This is a genomic window from Gemmatimonadota bacterium, assembly GCA_016720805.1.
GTDB lineage: Bacteria > Gemmatimonadota > Gemmatimonadetes > Gemmatimonadales > GWC2-71-9 > Palsa-1233.
The window spans coordinates 17,665-36,673 of sequence record JADKJZ010000008.1; the positions used below are offsets into that span (position 1 = coordinate 17,665).

The window sequence follows — 19,009 nt, forward strand, 5'->3', positions numbered from 1 at the left end:
CGCCCTGCGGCATTCATCGGGGATTCATCTCCGTGGCCTAGCTTTGTCCCCCGTACTCACGGAGGAGTCACTCGTGCTGGTCCTTTTGCTCCCGATGCTGTGGCAGGACACCACCCGCCTCGACGCCAGTACGGCGCTTGCGCGGGCGCTCGAGCGGGCGCCGGTGGTTGCCGCCGTCGACGCCCGTACGCGTGCGGCCGACGCCATGCGCCGAGATGCGGCACGGCTGCGCAATCCGCAGCTGGGGATCTCGGCCGAGAACCTCGGGATGCAGCGGCAGGTCACCGGCAAGGATGGGCTCGCGGGGACCGAGGGGCAGATCACCCTCCAGACCGTACTGCCGCTCGGTGGTGATCTCGGCGCGGCCCGACGTGCCGGTGCCGCCCACCTGGCCGTGGCCCAGTCCGACGGTGCCGCAACGTTGGCCGGCCTCAGCGGACAGCTGCTGGCCGCCATGGCTGCGCACGATGTCGGGCACCAATTGCTCAGCGAAGCGACGGCCGAGTCGGCAGCGCTCGACCGCTTCGCGACCTCACTCACGGCGCGGGTCGCGGACGGCCGATCGCCCGCGGGAGAAGGGGCGCGCGTGCGCACCGAGGCGGTGATGGTGGCGTCGCAGCTCGCGCGTCGCCGGGCCGATCTGGCCGCTGCCGATGCCCAGCTCGCCGTGGCCCTCGGCCTCGCGCCGGAGACGCCCCTGCGGATCAGCCTGCCGGCGAGTTGTACCGCGCCATCGCCAAACGGTGTCGCCGTCGACGCGCAGCGCGCGGTGGCCCGGCGCACGCTCGCCGAGGCGCTCGCCGACCAGGCGGCCGCCCGCCGGGTGCCTGACCTGATCCCGCAAGTCGGCTTCCGGCGCACGGCCGGCTTCAGTGGGGTACTGGTGGGACTCGCCTTCGATCTGCCGCTCTTCTCCTCCGGCAGCGCGTCGCTCGCGTCGGCCCGCGCCGAGGTCGATGCAGCGGCCGCCGAGGTCGCGCTCGCGACGCAGGAGTCCGCCGCCGCGATCGCCTCCGCGCGGCGCACCTTGCAGGAGCTCGACGCGGCCGGGGTGCGCTACGCGGCCGGCTGGGACGCAGACCTTTCGCAGGCCGTGACGGCCGCCGAGGCGCGCTGGCGCGAGGGGCAGGGAACGCTCGCAGAACTCTTTGATGCCCGGCGCGCGCGACTCGCGGCGCTGGAAGAACACGCCACCTGGCGCGGACGCCGGGTCGCCGCTCGCCTTGCCCTCGCCCGTGCACTCGGTCAGCCGTTGACCGCTGCCCTGCTGCTCGAAGACTGCCCTGGAGCGCCCCGATGATCCGACGCCACCTGCCGTTCGTCCTGTTGATCGCCGCCGCCTGCGGCAAGGGCCCCGAGGCCGAGGCGCCAGCGCGGGCCCTCCCCGCGGGGACGGTGGAATACACGCCGGCGCAGATGGCGCAGGCCAAGCTGGGCTTCGACACCGTGCGCATCGCGTCGACGACGATTCCGATCGCGTTGCCGGGGACGCTCGATACCCCCGATCCGGAAACGGCGCATGTCGGCTCGATCGTCTCCGGCCGCATCGATCAGGTGATGGTGCTGCCAGGCGACCGGGTGCGCGCCGGGCAACCGCTGGTGAAGATTCACTCGCACGAGTTGGCCACCGCGCGCCGCGACCTCGAATCGGCCGAGGCCGCCTCCGCAGCGGCGAAGGCCGCACTCGATCGCTCCACCCGCCTGCTGGCGGCTGGCGCCGTCGCGCGGGAGGAAGTGGAACAGCGCAATGCCGTGTATCGCGCGGCCGAAGGTGAGCGGCAGCGTGCCGCCGAGCTGGTGTCGCATCTGCGCCCCGATGGCGACGAGGTCGTGATTGTCGCGCCGCGCGCCGGTGTGGTCTTCACGGTCGATGCCAAGCTCGGCGAGGCCGTGCTCGAGGGAGCGTCACTGGTGGAGCTCGGCGATGACGCGGCCCTCTGGGTCACCGCCTGGGTGCCCGAGGCGTCGCTCGGGTTGGTCAGCACGGCCAAGCAGGTGCGCGTCACCCTCGCCGCCTTCCCGGGCGACACCCTGCCCGGGCGCGTGGTGCGCACCGGCGGCCGTCTCGATGCCGCCCGCCGCGCCGTCGATATCCGCGTGGCCTTGGAGCGTCGCCCGGCCGGGCTTCGGCCGGGGATGTTCGCCCTGGTGCACATCGCCGGCGGACAGCGCGTCGAGCGCGCCATTCTCCCGGCCGAAGCGGTGCAACGCGTCGGCGATGGCGTCGAGGTGTATGTCGTCGATGCGCCGAATCGGTTCCGTCGCTTTCCGGTGACCGATGCGGTGCTGCTCGGGGACGGCCGCGTCGCGGTGCTCGGGTTGAAGCCCGGCATGGTGGTGGTCGGGCGCGGCGCCTACTTCGTGCGGTCGTCCCTCGACGCCGAGGCGCCCGAATGATGATCGAGCGCCTGATCGACGTCGCCGTGCACAAGCGGGGCATCGTCCTCGGCGCGGTGGCCGTGCTGCTCAGCATCGGCGTCTGGGCGTTCGCCACGATTCCGTTCGAGGCGTTTCCCGACCTGACCGCCAACAGCGTCAGCATCATCACCGAGGCGCCGGGCCTCGCGCCGCAGGAAGTCGAGCAGCTGGTCACCTTCCCGATCGAGCGCGCCCTCCTCGGGCTGCCCGATGCCGAGGTGGTGCGCTCCACCACGAAGTTCGGCCTCTCGATCACGCAGGTCGTGTTCGACGACGGCGTCGACTCCTGGTTCGCGCGGCAGGTCGTCTCGCAACGGCTCGGCGATGTCGCGGCGCTGCTGCCCCCCGATGTCACGCCGCAACTCGGTCCGCCGTCGACGGCGATGGGCGAGGTCTTCCAGTACGTCCTCACGGCCAGCACGCCGGAGTGGGACCCGACCTCGCTCAAGACGCTCCAGGACTACACCATCGCGCCGCAGCTGCGGACGGTGCCGGGCGTGGCCGAGGTCAATTCGTGGGGCGGGCTCACCGAACGGATCGAGATCGTCGCCGATCCCGCCCGGCTGGCGACCGCCGGCCTCACGCTCGGCGACATCGAGCGCGCGGTGGCACGGGAGAATCTCAACTTCGGTGGCGCCTCGATCGAGTCACGCCAGGAGCGCTTCGTGGTGCGCGGCCTCGGCCGCTTCACCCGGCCGGAACAGATCGCCGACATTCCGGTGACCGTGGCGGGGCAGACGCCGGTGCGCCTGGGCGATGTCGCCGAAGTGGTGCGCGGGGCGTTGCCGCGCGAGGGCGCCGTCAGCGCCGATGGCCGCGGCGAGGTCGTCTCGGGGATGGTCATCATGCGGAAGGGGGAGAATGCCCAGCGCGTGATGGCGGGCATCGCCGAGCGGATCCGTGCCGTGGAGGCGACGCTGCCCGCGGGCGTCGCGCTGGTGCCGTTCTACGATCAGACCGAACTCGTGAAGCGGACCACCCACACTGTCGAGAAGAACCTCCTCCTGGGCGGCGCGCTGGTCGTGGCGGTGCTCTGGCTCTTCCTCCGCAACACCGCCGCCGCGCTGATCGTGGCGGTGGTGATCCCGCTCTCGATGCTGTGGGCCTTCATCGCGATGCGGATCTTCGGCTTCTCCGCCAACCTGATGTCGCTCGGCGCCCTCGACTTCGGCCTGCTGGTCGACGGCTCCATCGTGCTGGTCGAGAACGTGATGCGACGCGCCCACGGCCATGCCGACAAGGAGGGTGCGCCGGCGCGGATCCACGCCGCCGCGGTCGAAGTCGGCCGACCGATCGTCTTCGGCATCGCGATCATCATCGCCGTCTATCTGCCGCTCTTCGCCCTCGAGGGCACCGAACGGAAGATGTTCGTCCCGATGGCGTTCACCGTGATGGCCGCGCTGATGGGATCGCTGCTGCTGGCGCTCACGCTGGTGCCGGCTGCGGCGCGCACCTTCCTCGCCACCGCCGTCGAGCCCGACTGGCCCGCCTTCGAGCGGTTGCGCGAGCGGTACCAGCGGCTGATCGCCAAGACGTTGGGCCGCGCGCCGATCATCATCAGTGCCGGTGTGGTTGCCACCGTGCTGGCCGTGGTGGCCATGAGCCGCCTCGGCAGCGAGTTCATGCCACGGCTCGACGAGGGCAGTGTGCTGGTGCAGTCGCGACGCCTGCCGGCCACCGCCTTGAGCGAAGGCGTCCGCTTCAGCGGCCTCATCGAGCGCGCGCTGGTCGCCCTCCCCGAGGTGCGCACCGTGGTCTCGAAGCTTGGCCGCCCCGATCTCGCCACCGAGGCGATGGGGAGTTACGAGTCGGACACCTACGTCATCCTCACCGAGAAGGACTCGTGGCGGAAGGGGGGGAAGGTGGCGATCGTGCAGGCGATGGATTCCGTGCTGCGCGACATTCCCGGGCTTTCCGTGGCCTTCACGCAGCCGATCCAGATGCGGCTCGACGAGGCGGAGAGTGGCATCACGACCGACGTCGGCGTGCAGCTCTTCGGCAGCGACGCCGACACGCTGGCGATGCTCGGCGGCAAGATCGAGCGGCTGCTGGCCGGCGTCCCCGGTGCCGCCGATGTGAAGACCATCGCGGCCTCGCGCATGAAGCAGGTGACGGTCACGCTCGATCGGGCGCGGATGGCACCGCTCGGCCTCTCCGCCGATGATGTCGCCATGGAAGTCGAGCGTGCGCTCGGGGCCAAGCAGGCCGGGGCCCTGATCGACGGTGCCCGACGGATTCCGATCGCGGTGCGGCTGGCCGAGGCGAGCCGGATCGACCCGGAACGCCTGGCCGAGTTGCCGATCGCGCGTGGACGCGGCACGGTGGTGCCGCTCGGTGCGGTGGCGGAGATCAAGGTGGTCGAGGCGCCGGAAGCGTTTGCGCACGAGGGCGGGCAACGCCTCGTCGTCGTGGGCGCGAACATCCGCGGGCGCGATGTCGGCAGCTTCGTCGCCGATGCGGAGGCGAAGCTGGCGAGCACGATCCAGCTGCCGTCCGGCTATCGGACCGAATGGGGCGGGCAGTATCGACACCAGCAGTCGGCACTCGCGCGGCTCCGCGTGCTGGTCCCCGTCGCCATTCTGGCAATCTTCGGCCTGCTCTACATGGCGTTCGGCACCTGGCGCCACGCGGCGCTGATCATGTCGAACGTCCCGTTTGCGCTGGTGGGTGGCGTCGCCTCGCTCTGGTTGATGGGGCTCAACCTCTCGCTCTCGGCGTCAGTCGGCTTCATCGCGCTCTTCGGCATCGCGGTGCTCAATGGCGTGGTGATGGTCACCTCGATCAACGACCTGCTGCGCGAAGGAAAGACGCTGGCCGATGCGCTGGTGATCGGCGCCGGCTCGCGGCTGCGCCCCGTCCTGATGACCGCCTTCGTCGCCGGCCTCGGCTTCGTGCCGATGGCGATCTCCACCTCGGCCGGTGCCGAACTGCAGCGCCCGCTCGCCACCGTGGTGATTGGTGGGCTGGTGACCTCAACGCTGCTGACGCTGGTGGTGTTGCCGACGTTGTACGGAGCGGTGGAGCGGTGGGTGAAGAAGCATCCGGGGGTGGTGATAGAAGACTGACGGCGAACGGCGAACAGCGAACAGCCTTGGTGAAACGTGAAACGTGAAACGGAGCTTGCCGTACGGCTCCCGTTTCACGTTTGACCTTTAACCTGATCGTGCTGTTCGCCGTTCGCTGTTCGCTGTTCGCCGTTACGGCCCACCCACGCCCGTCGGCTCGTCCACCGGCAGCACCACACCGTTGGCGCCGAGGGTGCGGAAGAGCTTCCACTGGGCCTGGCGGGCGGCGCCGGGGTTCCGGCCGTTGTACATCGCGGCGATGAGCAGCGTGCCCTCGCTGCGACCGAGGTAGCCGACGAGCGTCGACACGTTGCCGAGGGTGCCGGTCTTGGCGTGTACCACGCCAGCCGCGGGGAGGCCGGTGCGGAGCGACTTCAGCGTGCCGCTGCCATTGGCCGGCAGCAGCTGGGCGAAGTTGCGACCGCCCGCGGTCTGCGGGAAGTTGGCGAGGTAGGTCGTGAAGACGATCGGCGAGATCCGGTCATGCTCGGAGAGGCCGCTGCCATCGAAGAGTTCGATGCCGCGGCTGATGCCGGTCACGGTCCGGATGTGCTGCATCAGGCGATCGGCCGCGCGCTCCGGCCCGCCACCCCAGAGGAGCATCAATTCGGCGCCGATGTTGAGCGAGCGAGTGTTGATCTCGTGCGCGATCGAGTCGAACGGCTGCGACACCACTTCGGCCAGCACCCGGCGCTCGCCGAAGCCGGGGGCGGAGATGGCCGAGGCCACCAGCCACTCGATGCCGGCCTGCTTGGTGGCGTACTGCCACGCCGCTTCGAGCACGGCGGTCGGATCGGTGGCCACGGCCTGATACCGACGCGCCCCGGCACGGCTGCCAATGGTGCCGCTGACCAGAAAACGGCCACCGGACTGCGGGGTGACGCGAATCTTGGCGCGGCTTCCGGCGACGGTCTTGACGGTGCTGGTTACCAGGGACGCCATTCCGGCAGGAGCGTCGGCGGCGATGATGGCGCGCGCACCGCTCCGCGCACCCGGCAGGACGGAAAATTCGACGAGGTTTTCGTTGAGGGTCACCGGGCCGACCATCGGGGCGTAGCTGCGGCCACGGTGGCGGGCGGCCCAGGCGGCGGGGAAGACACTCCGCGCCTCGCCGGCACCACTGGTGACGCTCAACGGACCGATCAGGCGGCGGACCCCGATCGAGGCGAGCTGCTGGGCCAGGGCGGAGAGCGTCGGGCCGGTCCGGTCGCGCCGTTCCAGGGTCGGATCGCCATTCAATTCCAGTCCCCAGCGCCCTTCCCAGGTGCCGGTGGCCGGATTGACCCGGCCATCACCTACCACCCGGGTGGCCCGGCGCGCATCGGAACCAACCATCGTCCGTGCAAAACCCGTGGTCAACAACTTGACGGTCGAGGCGGGGATCAGCGGCTCTTCGGCGTTGATCGACCAGAGCACCTGCCCCGATTGGTCCGCCACGACCACGCCCCAAGTCCCCGGCGCGCTGCGCTTGGCACCGAGGTACCACGATTCCAGTCCCGGCGTCAGCGGGCCGCCGTCCTGCGCCCGGGCGACTGCCGGAACGGCAAGGAGGAGACAGAGGATCGTGGCGCGAGGGTTCATGAGGTCTCTAGGTCTGCAAGATGCGTGCGGTTTCCCGGTCAGGTACCGAGGTGAAACATCGAACGGTCGCTGAGTGGGGTGGTGCATCCAGATGCGCCGGGCGGGCGAACCGGGGGATACCAACGCGGCCTCGGCCTGACCGGCCCCGCGTCAGCATCTGACCCCCTACGCAGGAGTTCGTCATGCAGTTCCGCAGCTCGTTCCGCCATGTCGCGGCCGCCGCCATCCTCGGCGCGGCCGTCGTCGCGCCGGCCCAGGCGCAGATGGATCATTCGAAGATGGGGAAGGACATCGTCGCCACCGCCGTCGCGGCCGGCTCGTTCAAGACCCTCGCCACGCTGCTGACCGAGGCCGACCTGGTCACGACGCTGCAGGGCGCCGGGCCGTTCACCGTCTTCGCGCCGACCGATGCCGCCTTCGCGGCGATCCCGGCCGAGGCCGTCGCCAAGCTCCGCGCCGACAAGGCGGCACTGACCAAGGTCCTCACCTTCCACGTCATCGCCGGCAAGATCACCGCCGCCGACCTGGCCAAGATGGCCGACAAGGACGGCTACATCACCGCCAAGACCGTCTCAGGGCAGACCCTGAAGCTGCACCTGGCCGGCAAAGCCGTGCACGTGAACGTCGACAAGGGTGACAAGGCCGTCGCGAACGTCACCACCGCCGATGTCATGGCGTCGAACGGGGTGATTCACGTGATTGACAAGGTGTTGATGCCGTAACGAGTCGTTAGTCGTTAGTCGTTAGTCGTTGGTCGTTGGTCGTTAGTCGTTGGTCGTTGGTCGTTCGTCGATAGGGTGCGTGGACTAGTCTCCAACCGTCACCCCTAATGACTAACGACCAACGACTAACGACTACTTCAGCACCATCTTCGCAATCGTCTGCAACTGCATATTGCTCGTCCCCTCGTAAATCGTGCCGATCTTCGCGTCGCGGAAGAACTTCTCGGCCGGATACTCCGTCGAATAGCCATAGCCGCCGAAGAGCTCGAGCGACTGTGAGGCGATGCGGTTCGCGACGGTCGAGGAGAAGAGCTTCGCCATCGCCGCCTCGCGGGTGAAGGGGAGGCCGGCGTCCTTGAGGCGGGCGGCGTTGTACACGAGCATCCGCGCCGCCTCGAGGTCGGTCGCCATCTGGGCGACCTGGAACTGCACCCCCTGGAACTCCGCGATCGCCTTCCCGAACTGCTTCCGCTCCTTGATGTAGCGGCAGGCGGCGTCGAGCGCGCCCTGCGCCACGCCGAGCATCTGGGCGCCGATGCCGATGCGTCCCTCGTTGAGCGTCTCGATCGAGATCTTGTAGCCCTGGCCCACGGGGCCGAGGACATTGGCAGCCGGCACGCGGCAGGACTCGAGGATCAATTCGACGGTGCTCGACGCGCGGATGCCGAGCTTCTTTTCGCGCTTGCCGATCGAGAAGCCCTCGAAGTCCTTCTCGACCAGGAAGGCGGTGATCCCCTTGTACCCGTTCTCCGGCGCCACATTCGCGAAGACGATGAAGAGCCCGGCCTCGGCGCCGCTGGTGATCCAGAACTTGCGGCCGGTCAGCAGCCAGTCGTCGCCGTCCTGGACCGCCTTGCACTCGAGGGCGAAGGCATCGGAGCCGGAAGCCGGCTCGGAGAGCGCGAAGGCGCCGATCAGGTCGGTGGTCATCCGCGGGAAGTAGCGCGCCTTCTGCTCGTCGGACCCCCAGCGGAGCAGGGCGTTGTTGACCAGGGTGTTGTGGACGTCGACGTAGATGGCGCTTGAAGCATCGACGCGGGCCATCTCCTCGATCGCGAGCGTGGCCAGGAAGATCGTCCCACCCGCGCCGCCGTACTGCTCCGGCACCTCGATCCCCATCAGCCCAAGCTCGAAGAACTTGGTGAGCAGGTCGGGGCGCATCTTCGCCTCGACATCCATCTCGTGCACGTAGGGGCCGATCTCCGTTTCCGCGAACTCCCGCACGGTCTGACGGAAGAGCTCTTCCTCCTCGGAGAGGATCGAGAGGGGTGCGGCGGCAGCGGTCAGCGACATGGGCGGAGCTCGGGAAAAGGTCAGTCTCAAAGATAAGCAGAGATCCCCGGATGATCGATGATCGATCATCGATCATCGGCTTTCGAGCACCTCCACCGCCACCTCCACGCGTCCCATCGGCGCCGCCACCTGCACACCCGCGACCGACCCGCGCAGCGCGGCGAGCATCTCGCGCGCGATGGCGACCCCCTCGGCGAGTGCCGCCTCCTTGCCGGCGACCGAGGCGCGGCGCATCCGGTCGAGCACCACGTCGGGGACGGTGATGCCGGGGACTTCGTTGGCGAGGAACTCGGCGTTGCGGAGCGAGACGAGTGGCCACACCCCGGCGATGATCGGAACGTCGAACCGTTCGAGTCGCGGCAGCACTTCCTCCAACTGCCGCACGTCGAACACCGGCTGAGTGATCGCGAAGCAGGCCCCCGCCTCCGCCTTCCACGCAAAGCGCGCCAGCTCGCGCTCGAGATCGGGCGAGGCCGGATTGATCCCGACGCCGTGCACGAACCTGGTCGGCGCGCCAATGGCGTTCCCGCCGGGGTCGAGCCCGCGATTGAGCCGCGCGACGAGGTTGGTGAGGCCGATCGCATCGATATCGAAGACGGCCGTGGCATCGGGGTAGGGGCCCATCTTCGGCGGGTCGCCGGTGACGATCAGCAGGTTGCGCAGCCCCGCAGCCGCGGCGCCGAGCAGGTCGGAGAGCATGCCGAGGAGGTTGCGATCACGGCAGGCGTAGTGGACCACCGCTTCGAGGCCGGTCTCGCGCTCGATCAAGATCCCCGAGATCAAGGCACCCATGCGGCTCTGCGCCCGCGGGCCGTCGGGGATGTTCACGCCGTCGACGCCCGCCGTCTTGAGCTGCCGGGCCTGCTCGAGCATCGGGGTGGGGTCGACGCCACGTGGCGGGACGATTTCCACGGTGGTGACCCATTCGCCGGCGGCCAACTTGGCACCGAAGGCGGATCGTTCGCCGAGCGGCACGCTGGGCACGGCATGGAGGGCGGTGTGTTCGCTGACGCCGATGACGGCGCGCGCCGACGGCGCCATCACCGCGGTGGCGCGCACGAAGCCGCGCAGCGCCCGCACGTGCTCCGGCGTGGTCCCGCAGCAGCCGCCAATGAATCGGGCGCCCGCCTCGACAATTCGCCGCCCATACTCCGCGAAGTACTCCGGCGAGGCCATGTACATCTTGCGGTCGCCGACGTCGCGCGGCAGCCCGGCGTTCGGCTGCGCCACCAGCGGCACGCGCACGACCTTGGCGAGCCGCTCGATGGCTTCGAGCACACCCTGCGGCCCGATCGAGCAGTTGATCCCGATCACGTCGGCACCCGCGGCTTCGAGTGCGGGTCCGAACACCTCCGGCTCGGTGCCGAACGCGGTGGTGCCGTCGACGCCGATGGTCATCTGGGCCATGACGCCCAAGTCCGACCGCGCGCGCACCGCACGGATCGCGGCCTCCAGCTCGGCCACATCGGAGAAGGTCTCGAGGCAGAAGCCGTCGACGCCCCCCGCGAGCAGACCATCCACCTGCCGTCCGAACGCGGCTTCGGCGTCGGCGACGGCGAGGTCACCGAACGGCTCGAGGCGCACCCCGAGCGGACCGATCGCGCCGAGCACGGCGACGCCCGCCCCGACGGCCTCGCGCGCGACGGTCGCGGCGGCCGCGTTCAGCGCCTCGGTCTCCGCCGCGAGCCCATACTGCGCCAGCTTGATCGGGTTGGCGCCGAAGGTGTTGGTCTCCACCAGTTCCGCGCCAGCCGCCGCGTAGTCCGCATGCACCTCGGCGATCAGCGTCGGCTGGCGCACCGCCAACTCGTCGAAGCAGACGTTGACGAAGACGCCCTTCTGGTAGAGCATCGTCCCCATCGCGCCGTCGAGCACATGGACCTTGCCGTCGTCGAGCAGCGCGCGCAGTGTCGGCATCTCAGGACCTCCGATAGCCAAGCACGGGGGCGAGCCACCGTTCGGTGGTGGCAATGTCCCACCCCTTCCGCGCCGCATAGTCGACGACCTGGTCGCGCCCGATGCGGCCGACGCCGAAGTAGCGCGCCTCGGGCCGCCAGAAGTACCAACCGCTCACCGACGCGCCGGGCAGCATCGCGAAGCTCTCGGTGAGCGTGATGCCGGTGGTGGCCTCGAGGTCGAGCAGCGACGCGAGCGTGGCCTTCTCGGTGTGATCGGGGCAGGCGGGGTAGCCCGGCGCCGGGCGGATGCCCTGATAGCGCTCCTGCAGCAGGTCATCCAGCGACGCATGCTCGGCCGGGGCATAGCCCCAGTGCGTGGTGCGCACCTCCTCGTGCAGCCGCTCCGCAAAGGCCTCGGCCAGGCGATCGGCGAGCGCCGCCAGCAGGATGGCGCGGTAGTCGTCGTGGTCGGCCTTGGCGGCGGCGACCAGCGGTTCGAGGCCGAGGCCGGTGGTCACCGCGAAGGCGCCGACATAGTCGGTGATCCCGGCGGCGCGCGGGGCGACGAAGTCGGCGAGTGCCACGCGCGGCCGACGATCAAGCCGCTTCCCCTGTTGCCGGAGGGTGTGCAGCACCGTGAGCGGGGTGGTGCGCGCCGCATCCTCGTAGAGCGTGATGTCATCGTTCGCGGCATCGGCCGGCCAGAAGCCGACCACGCCGCGCGCCGTCAGGCTCTGGTCGCGTTCGAGTTCGTCGAGCAGCTTGTTGGCATCGTGCCAGAGGTCGCGGGCGGCGGCACCCTGGAGGGGATCGTCGAGGATGGCGGGATAGGCCACGCTCAATTCCCAGGTCCGGAAGAACGGCGTCCAGTCGATCCGCGGCCGGAGGTCGCCGATCGGCCAGGCGTCGAAGGCGCGGATCCCGGTGAACGACGGTACCGGTACCGGCACGTCGAGATCGATCGGGAACGCGGCGGCGCGCGCGGCCGCGAGCGAGGTGAGTTCGCCTTCGCGCTCTCCCTCGCGCTCGCGGCGCACGACGGCATACTCGGCGGCCACCTCGGCGGCAAACGTCTCGCGGCGCGCCGGGTCGTGTAGCGCCGAGGCCACGGGGACGGCACGCGAGGCATCGAGGACGTGCACCACCGGTGCCGAGTAGTTCGGCTCGATCCGGAGCGCGGTGTGCGCGCGGGAGGTGGTGGCACCGCCGATCAGCAGGGGAATGCGCAGCCCCACGCGCTCGAATTCGCTGGCGACGAACGCCATCTCGTCGAGCGACGGCGTGATCAGGCCGGAGAGACCGACCAGATCGACCTGCTCGCGCTGTGCTGTCTCGAGGATCGTCGCCGCGTGCACCATCACGCCGAGGTCGATCACCTCCCACTCGTTGCACTGCAACACCACGCCGACAATGTTCTTGCCGATGTCGTGGACGTCGCCCTTCACCGTGGCGAGCAGGATGCGACCGCGACTCCGCGCACCGTGCTCGGCGCGTTCCGCCTCGAGGTAGGGGATCAGGTGCGCCACGGCGCGCTTCATCACGCGGGCACTCTTCACCACCTGCGGCAGGAACATCTGGCCGCTGCCGAAGAGGTCGCCGACCCGGCTCATCCCCGCCATCAGCGGTCCCTCGATCACGTCGAGCGGGCGGGTGGCGAGGAGGCGCGCCTCCTCGACGTCCTCATCAACGTGATCGGCGATGCCGTGCACCAGCGCCCAGGCGAGCCGCTCGTCGACCGGCAGGTCGCGCCAGGCCAGGTCGGCACCCGGAGCATGCGCACTGGTCCTGGCACGATCGGCGATCTCGAGGAGCCGCTCGGTGGCGTCGGGGCGCCGGTTCCAGAGCAGGTCCTCCGCCCGGCTGCGCAGGTCAGGGTCGAGGTCGGTCAGTACCGGCAACTGGCCGGCGTTGACGATCCCCATGTCGAGGCCGGCGGCGATCGCCCGTTCGAGGAAGACGGCGTGAATCGCCTCGCGGACCGGATCGTTGCCGCGGAAGGCGAAGGAGACATTGCTGATGCCGCCGCTGGTGCGTGCGCCAGGGCAACGCGCCTTCACCGCACGGACCGCCTCGACGAAGGCCAGCCCGTACTCGGCATGCGTCTCGATCCCGGTGCCGACGGCGAAGACGTTCGGGTCGAGGATCACGTCCTCGGGCGCGAAGCCGACGCGGTCCACCAGTAGACGGAAGGCGCGCTCAAGGATGTCGACCTTGCGCTCGACCGTCTCGGCCTGCCCCTGCTCGTCAAACGCCATCACCACCACGGCGGCGCCGTAGCGGTGCGCCAGCGTGGCCTGCGTCAGGAACGCCGCCTCGCCCTCCTTGAGCGAGATCGAGTTGACGACGCCCTTCCCCTGCAGGTTCTTGAGTCCTGCCTCGAGCACGCTCCACTTCGACGAGTCGAGCATGACCGGCACCCGCGCGATCGCGGGCTCCGCGGCAATGAGCCGGAGGAAGCGTGCCATCGCCGCTTCGGAGTCGAGCAGGCCTTCGTCGAAGTTGAGGTCGATCAGCTGCGCGCCGGCCTCGACCTGCTGCCGCGCCACGGCCAGCGCCTCGTCGTCGCGCGACTCCTTGATGAGGGTCGCGAAACGGCGCGATCCGGTCACGTTGGTGCGCTCGCCGACGTTCACGAAGTTGGTCGTCGGCCCGATGGTGAACGGCTCGAGACCCGAGAGGCGCGTCAGGGCGGGGCGCGCGGGCGGCGTGCGCGGCGCCACACCGGCGACGGCGGCGGCGATCGCTGCGATGTGCTCGGGTGTCGTGCCGCAGCAACCACCGACGATGTTGAGCAGCCCATCGCGCGCCCAGGCCCCGATCTCCTCGGCCATGACGTTCGCCGAGAGGTCGTAGCCGCCGAGGTCGTTGGGGAGCCCGGCATTCGGGTGGGCGGAGAGGAAGGTCTCGGCGGTGCGCGACAACTCCTGGATGTGGGAGCGGAGCAGGTCGGGGCCGAGGGCGCAGTTGAGGCCGACGGTCAGCGGCTTGGCGTGGGCCACCGAGATCCAGAACGCCTCGGCGGTCTGCCCCGACAGGAGCCGACCGCTGCGATCGGTGATGGTGCCGGAGATCATCACCGGGACGCGATAGCCGCGTCCCGCGAAGACTTCGTCGATCGCGAAGAGCGCCGCCTTGGCGTTCAGCGTGTCGATGATCGTCTCGACCAGCAGCAGGTCGGCGCCGCCGTCGAGCAGTCCGGAGGCCGCGGTCGAGTAGGCGGCGACCAGCTCGTCGAAGGTGACGTTGCGGAAGCCGGGATCCTCGACCGACGGCGAGATCGACGCGGTGCGCGGGGTGGGCCCCATCGAGCCGGCGACGAAGCGCGGTCGGTCAGGCGTCTCGGCGGCGTCGCAGGCCTCGCGCGCGACACGCGCGGCGGCCACGTTCAGCGCATAGGCGTAGTCGGAGGTGCCATACTCGGCCTGACCGATCGACGTCGACGAGAAGGAGTTGGTCTCGACGATATCCGCGCCGGCCGCGAGGTACTCCGCGTGCACGCCGCGCACCACATCCGGACGTGTCAGGCAGAGGAGATCGTGATTCCCCTTGAGGTCACCGGCGATGTCGGTGAAGGTGGTGCCGCGATAGTCGGCTTCGACCAGTCGGGCACGCTGCAGCATCGTCCCCATTGCCCCATCGAGGACGAGAATGCGCTCGGCAAGAAGGCCCGGGAGACGGGCAAGGCGTGCAGCACGTGCGATGTTCGGGTCGGACACAGGGGCTCCAGTTACTCATCGTCGCCCCGAAGGGCGGCTTAGCGGGATCTTTAACGTGGCCGCAAGTCGCGGGAAATCGCCACGATGGAGTCGTTAGTCGTTAGTCGTTGGTCGTTAGGGGTGTCATCCTGAGCGCAGTCCGCGCAGCGGACGAAGTCGAAGGACCTCTCTAACGACTAACGACCAACGACTAACGACTCATTGCTCCTACCACCACCTGCTGCGCCACACGCAACAGGAAATACGCCACCAGCGGCGAGAAATCCATCGGCCCCATCGGGGGAAGGATGCGCTGCAGCGGCTCGAGGATCCAGTCAGTGAGGCCCCGCACGATCCGCATCCACCAGCTGTAGGGTGAGACCGCGAACCACGACGAGATCACGCGGACCAGCAACGCCGCCGTGATCAGCGAGAAGAGCGACGACACCAGGGTCGGCAGCAACGCCCCGGCTTTGGCGGCATAGCCGAGCTGGAGGATGGTGCCGAGGACCCACTGCACCAGCTGGATGAGCAGCAGGCCGCCGACGACGATGCCGCCCAGGAGCCAGAGCGGGGCCGATTGCGGATTGCCGCCGGCGCGGACGACGCGTCCCTCGACGGGCCGGAGCATCGGATCGCTCCAACCACGGACGAACCGCGGCCACCAGCCGAACGGCGTGAGGTGTTGACGGCGCACGGCCCAATGCGTCGCGGCGACGACGGCGCCGACCACGAACGCGCCGCCCACCAGCCACCGCATGCCGACGATCACCCACACGGCGACTTCCATCAGCTCCACCGGCTCACTCCATCACGAATTCGCGAGCGAACGCGACTTCGAAGGCGAACGTCTTGCTGCGCGATCGAGTTTCCATCAGGTCGGCGATGCGCCGCAGACGCTCCGGAATGCCGAGGAGCTTCTCCTGCGCGGCGCGGCCCATCTCGTCGAGTCCCTCGATCGTCTCGATGCGCCAATGCACCAGCGCATCCTGGACGATCTTGAGGTAGTCGCGCGGGCCGTAGATGCCGGAGCGGCGGATGACCTCGGCGAATTCCTTGAAGCCCGGGATGGTCACGCCCGGCATGTCGATCGCGGGCATGATGTGCAGCGCGGAGCGGAGTGCCTCGCTCGGGTCGCGCTTGAGGATCTCGGTGAACATCCGCCGATAGAACGAGAAGTGCCGCGCCTCTTCGGTGGCCACCTTCGAGAGGATGCCGCCGAGCAGCGGCTCGTACTCGCCGATGATCCGACCGGTGTTGGCGTGCGAGTACTGGGTGGCCCGCTCCTGCAGCGTGGTGTAGACGAAGACGCGGTACGGGTCCTTGTCCCACTCCGGCTGGAAGCCCGCCTTGATGTACTCGAACTTGAGCGACTCGAGCGTGCGCTGCTCCACGACGCCGGTGTCGCGGATGTAGTCGCTGAGCACCGCGCCGTGCCGATCCTCTTCGGCGGTCCAGAGATTGTTCCAGTTGCGCCAGTGCGAGTCGTCGCCGAGATGCACCGCGAGCAGCCGATGGAAGTGGGGCAGCCCCTCTTCGGTCAGCGTGTTGAGGGCCAACGCCGCGCGGCAGGCGTCGGGAATGCCGGCGACCCGTTCGCGCAGCGTCCGGCGATGCTCCTCCGGGTCGCCACCATCGGCGGGAGCGAGCAGCTCCGACGGAAACCAGAGCTCGCGCTTGGCCTCGTGCTCGACCATCAATTCGTGCACCAAGGATTCGAGGTCCCGAAGGACCTCGACCTTTCGCCACATGGTGCGCGCCGCATCGGTCAAGGACATCAGTCGGCCAGCCTCATCCGGTGGTGCACTGCTTGGTCACCGGCGGGCGATTGTCGCACGCGATGGCGTCGTTCATGCCGCTGGTGAGCGGACCGCAGGCGGTGTTCTGCGCCGACCGGGCCGCCTCGGCCTCGGTCTCGTGCGACGCCTTGGCGCAGTTGCGTCCGCCGTTGTACTCCACGCACACCTCGCAGGTCGACTTCTGCGCCGAGAGGGTGGAGTAGGTCAGGAAGGCGATGAAGCCGAGGATCACCGCGATGGTGGTCAGGGTCTTGGAGGACATGGTCGAAATCTACTGGCAGGGCGGGCGGGGGGGAATCGATCATCGATCATCGATCATCGATGATCGATAGCGCCAGTCGCTATCCTTCGGGGATGCTCCGCACCCTGCTCCTCCTCGCCTGCCTGCTTCGCCTCGCCCCGGCTCCCGGGATGGCGGCGTCGCATTGTGCGCCGGTGGTGGCGGGTGGGGTGCACCAGCATGGGGCTGCCCACCACGAGGCGCAGACACCCGAGCACCGTCAGCACGCTGGCGAGGGCGACTGCGCGCATTGCCCGCCCAGCCAGTGCGCCCAGGTGGCCTCGTGCGGCGTCACCCTGCTCACCGGGACCGCCGCCGAGAGCAGCTGTTTCGGGGTCACGGCCAGGGCCGCGCAGGCCAGCCCCGCCGACGCCCTGACCTGGGCCTCCGCGGACCATCCGCCCCCAACCCGACCGCCTGCATCGCTCCTCGCCTGATCGAGTCGCTGTTTCCTGACCCTACTCGTTTCACCGAGGATCCCGATGTTCGTTCCTGTTCGAACCCTGCTCACCGCCGGGGCGTTGGTGCTAGCCGCCGCCGCCCTCCCGGCCCAGACGGACTACCGCAATCTTGATGACGAGCGGCCAGTCCGCTCCGAGGACGCCTGGGCGCTGGAATTCCGCGCCTGGGAGTGGATGATGCCGCTCCATTACGCCCGCCACGCCGGCCGGGGCGAGGTGGAGTTCACCCCCGAGGTCATGTGGGGCGCCTTCCCCAATGGTCTCGTGGGCCTCAAGCTCCCCTTCCGCGCCTCTGACCGGCTCGGCGAGGCCGCGGCGGCCGGACCGCGGCTCTTCGCACTCATCTCCCTCAATGCCGAGACCCCGCACTCCCCGGGGTTCGCCCTCCGGGCCGATGCCATCCTCCCCGGCGGCGGTGCCTCGGGCGACGGCGTCCTGGTCGTCGGGAAGGCCATCGCCACCCGCACCTGGGGCCGACTGCGAACCCACGCCAACGCGTCGGTAACGGTCGGGCGCGCCATCAACGCCCCCGAGGCCGATGCCCCCGGGCGGTGGTCGGCGTCCGTCGCGGCCGACTGGACGCTGATGCGGCAGAGCACGTTGCTGATCGCCGAGCTGTACAGCGCGCGGCCCCTCGGCCTCGACGACCAGCACTGGGAAGTCGGCGCCGGCATCCGTCGGCAGATGACGCCCTCCCTGGTGCTCGACGTCGGCGCGGCCCATGGTCTCGGTGATGGCGGCGGACTCGCCCTCACGATGGGACTCTCGCGCAGCTTCTCGCTCGGCACGCCGAGCGTGCGGGGTGACCGATGATCCGCCGCCTGCTCCTCGCGCTGCTTGTGCTGCCAACCGTCCTCGGGGCGCAGCAGCGACGCGACGAAGTGCGCCCCTATCCGGGCAGCTTCAATTGGCAGTTCCTCGGTCGCCACAACGAGGCCGCGCGGCTCTTCAACGCCTTCGACTACGGCCACGCGATCCTCTACGAACGGCTGCTGACCATGCCGCTCGAGGGCGCGAAGACGGCACTCGCCCGCGACTACGACTTCCTGGTGGGCGACTTGCTGGTGAAGCCACCGCGCTTCGCCATTCCGGAAGAGGCGATCGAGCCGACCTACGCCAAGGTGGCGTGGCGCGCCAAGGTCACCTTCGACTGGGCGCACATTCTCCATCGACAGATCTATGATGCCTACGCCGATCCGCGACTCACGCCGGCGGCGCGTGATGCGCTGATCGAGCGAATCACCGACTACTACCTCGAGGAAACGCGCTACGCGTTGCCCACCGTGCCGAAGTCGATGGCGCTGATGGATGAGCAGCCGTTCTCGCAGATCTTCCGGCGCGAGGTGCCGCAGTTCAACGGCTTGATCTGGTCCTACCACTGGCTGCAGATCGGGCTCTACGAGGCATTCCTCACCGACGACGATCGGTCCAACGACGCGGCGGCGGTGCGCCAGGTGGCCGCCCGCTGGCGCGCCATGGTGCAGGGCGCGCCAGCCGGCTATCCGAGCGTGATGCCGATGGCGCCGGCCGTCGCGCCGCGTTTCACCAAGGCGCACCCGCGCGCCGCGGCGATCTTCGACAACCTGCACATGCTGCACGACATCATCTCCGACATCCTCGCCTCGCCGACGATCCCGCGCGCCGGGAAGGGCGCCGAAATCCAGCGTCAGCTCGACCTGATGCAGGACCCCACGCGCGACCTGATGGGGGCCGAGCACTGGTGGATGATGGGCGACATGATGGGGGGCGTGGGGAAGATGGGGGGGGTGGCGGGCGGGCCGTGATGCGCACGTCGCG

At 69.4% G+C, this 19,009-nt stretch carries 14 protein-coding genes and 1 riboswitch; of the genes, 7 read left to right on the forward strand and 7 right to left on the reverse strand.

The genetic code is table 11. The features are described from left to right. Nucleotides 1–73: 73 nt before the first annotated feature. The 3 genes from IPP98_08175 to IPP98_08185 are packed head-to-tail and all read left to right on the forward strand — an operon-like array spanning nt 74 to nt 5,483. Nucleotides 74–1,300: a TolC family protein gene (locus tag IPP98_08175; GenBank protein MBL0179084.1), complete on the forward strand. Its 1,227-nt coding sequence runs from the start codon at nt 74–76 to the stop codon at nt 1,298–1,300. After that, a complete protein-coding gene (locus IPP98_08180) occupies nt 1,297–2,397 on the forward strand; it encodes an efflux RND transporter periplasmic adaptor subunit (GenBank protein MBL0179085.1) in 1,101 nt (366 codons plus the stop codon). The genes IPP98_08175 and IPP98_08180 overlap by 4 nt, the downstream gene beginning before the upstream one ends. After that, nucleotides 2,394–5,483 carry an efflux RND transporter permease subunit gene (locus IPP98_08185; protein MBL0179086.1) on the forward strand — a complete coding sequence of 1,030 codons (3,090 nt, stop codon included), beginning with the start codon at nt 2,394–2,396 and terminating at the stop codon, nt 5,481–5,483. Before IPP98_08180 ends, IPP98_08185 begins: the two co-directional genes overlap by 4 nt. A 132-nt stretch (nt 5,484–5,615) precedes the next feature. Here IPP98_08185 and dacB read toward each other — a convergent pair whose 3' ends face one another. Then, on the reverse strand, nt 5,616–7,064 hold the full coding sequence (gene dacB, locus IPP98_08190; protein MBL0179087.1) for a D-alanyl-D-alanine carboxypeptidase/D-alanyl-D-alanine-endopeptidase: 1,449 nt from the start codon (nt 7,062–7,064) through the stop codon (nt 5,616–5,618). 182 nt (nt 7,065–7,246) lie between these two features. On the opposite strand from dacB, the gene IPP98_08195 reads away from it, so the two are divergent. Further along, entirely contained in the window at nt 7,247–7,786 is a 540-nt protein-coding gene (locus tag IPP98_08195) for a fasciclin domain-containing protein (GenBank protein ID MBL0179088.1), read from the forward strand. Between the two features lie 132 nt (nt 7,787–7,918). Here IPP98_08195 and IPP98_08200 read toward each other — a convergent pair whose 3' ends face one another. The 6 genes from IPP98_08200 to IPP98_08225 form a co-directional block, all read right to left on the reverse strand. Next, the gene (locus tag IPP98_08200) at nt 7,919–9,079 is read right to left on the reverse strand and encodes an acyl-CoA dehydrogenase (protein MBL0179089.1); all 1,161 of its coding nucleotides are present in this window, start codon (nt 9,077–9,079) and stop codon (nt 7,919–7,921) included. A gap of 72 nt (nt 9,080–9,151) precedes the next feature. After that, entirely contained in the window at nt 9,152–10,996 is a 1,845-nt protein-coding gene (locus tag IPP98_08205; GenBank protein MBL0179090.1) for a bifunctional homocysteine S-methyltransferase/methylenetetrahydrofolate reductase, read from the reverse strand. A gap of 1 nt (nt 10,997) precedes the next feature. Then, entirely contained in the window at nt 10,998–14,678 is a 3,681-nt protein-coding gene (gene metH / locus IPP98_08210) for a methionine synthase (protein MBL0179091.1), read from the reverse strand. Between the two features lie 32 nt (nt 14,679–14,710). Next, nucleotides 14,711–14,786, reverse strand: a riboswitch (SAM riboswitch). Between the two features lie 97 nt (nt 14,787–14,883). Next, on the reverse strand, nt 14,884–15,471 hold the full coding sequence (locus IPP98_08215) for a YggT family protein (protein ID MBL0179092.1): 588 nt from the start codon (nt 15,469–15,471) through the stop codon (nt 14,884–14,886). Nucleotides 15,472–15,475: 4 nt separating this feature from the next. Then, a complete protein-coding gene (locus IPP98_08220) occupies nt 15,476–16,450 on the reverse strand; it encodes an acyl-ACP desaturase (protein ID MBL0179093.1) in 975 nt (324 codons plus the stop codon). A 13-nt stretch (nt 16,451–16,463) separates the two neighbouring features. Then, complete coding sequence (locus IPP98_08225) at nt 16,464–16,733, reverse strand: hypothetical protein (protein ID MBL0179094.1); 270 nt, start codon at nt 16,731–16,733, stop codon at nt 16,464–16,466. A gap of 59 nt (nt 16,734–16,792) precedes the next feature. Between IPP98_08225 and IPP98_08230 the strand changes: the two genes are divergently transcribed. The 3 genes from IPP98_08230 to IPP98_08240 are packed head-to-tail and all read left to right on the forward strand — an operon-like array spanning nt 16,793 to nt 18,996. Then, entirely contained in the window at nt 16,793–17,188 is a 396-nt protein-coding gene (locus tag IPP98_08230; protein MBL0179095.1) for a hypothetical protein, read from the forward strand. A gap of 45 nt (nt 17,189–17,233) precedes the next feature. Continuing rightward, complete coding sequence (locus IPP98_08235; GenBank protein ID MBL0179096.1) at nt 17,234–18,025, forward strand: hypothetical protein; 792 nt, start codon at nt 17,234–17,236, stop codon at nt 18,023–18,025. Continuing rightward, entirely contained in the window at nt 18,022–18,996 is a 975-nt protein-coding gene (locus tag IPP98_08240) for a hypothetical protein (protein MBL0179097.1), read from the forward strand. Before IPP98_08235 ends, IPP98_08240 begins: the two co-directional genes overlap by 4 nt. Nucleotides 18,997–19,009 lie beyond the last annotated feature (13 nt).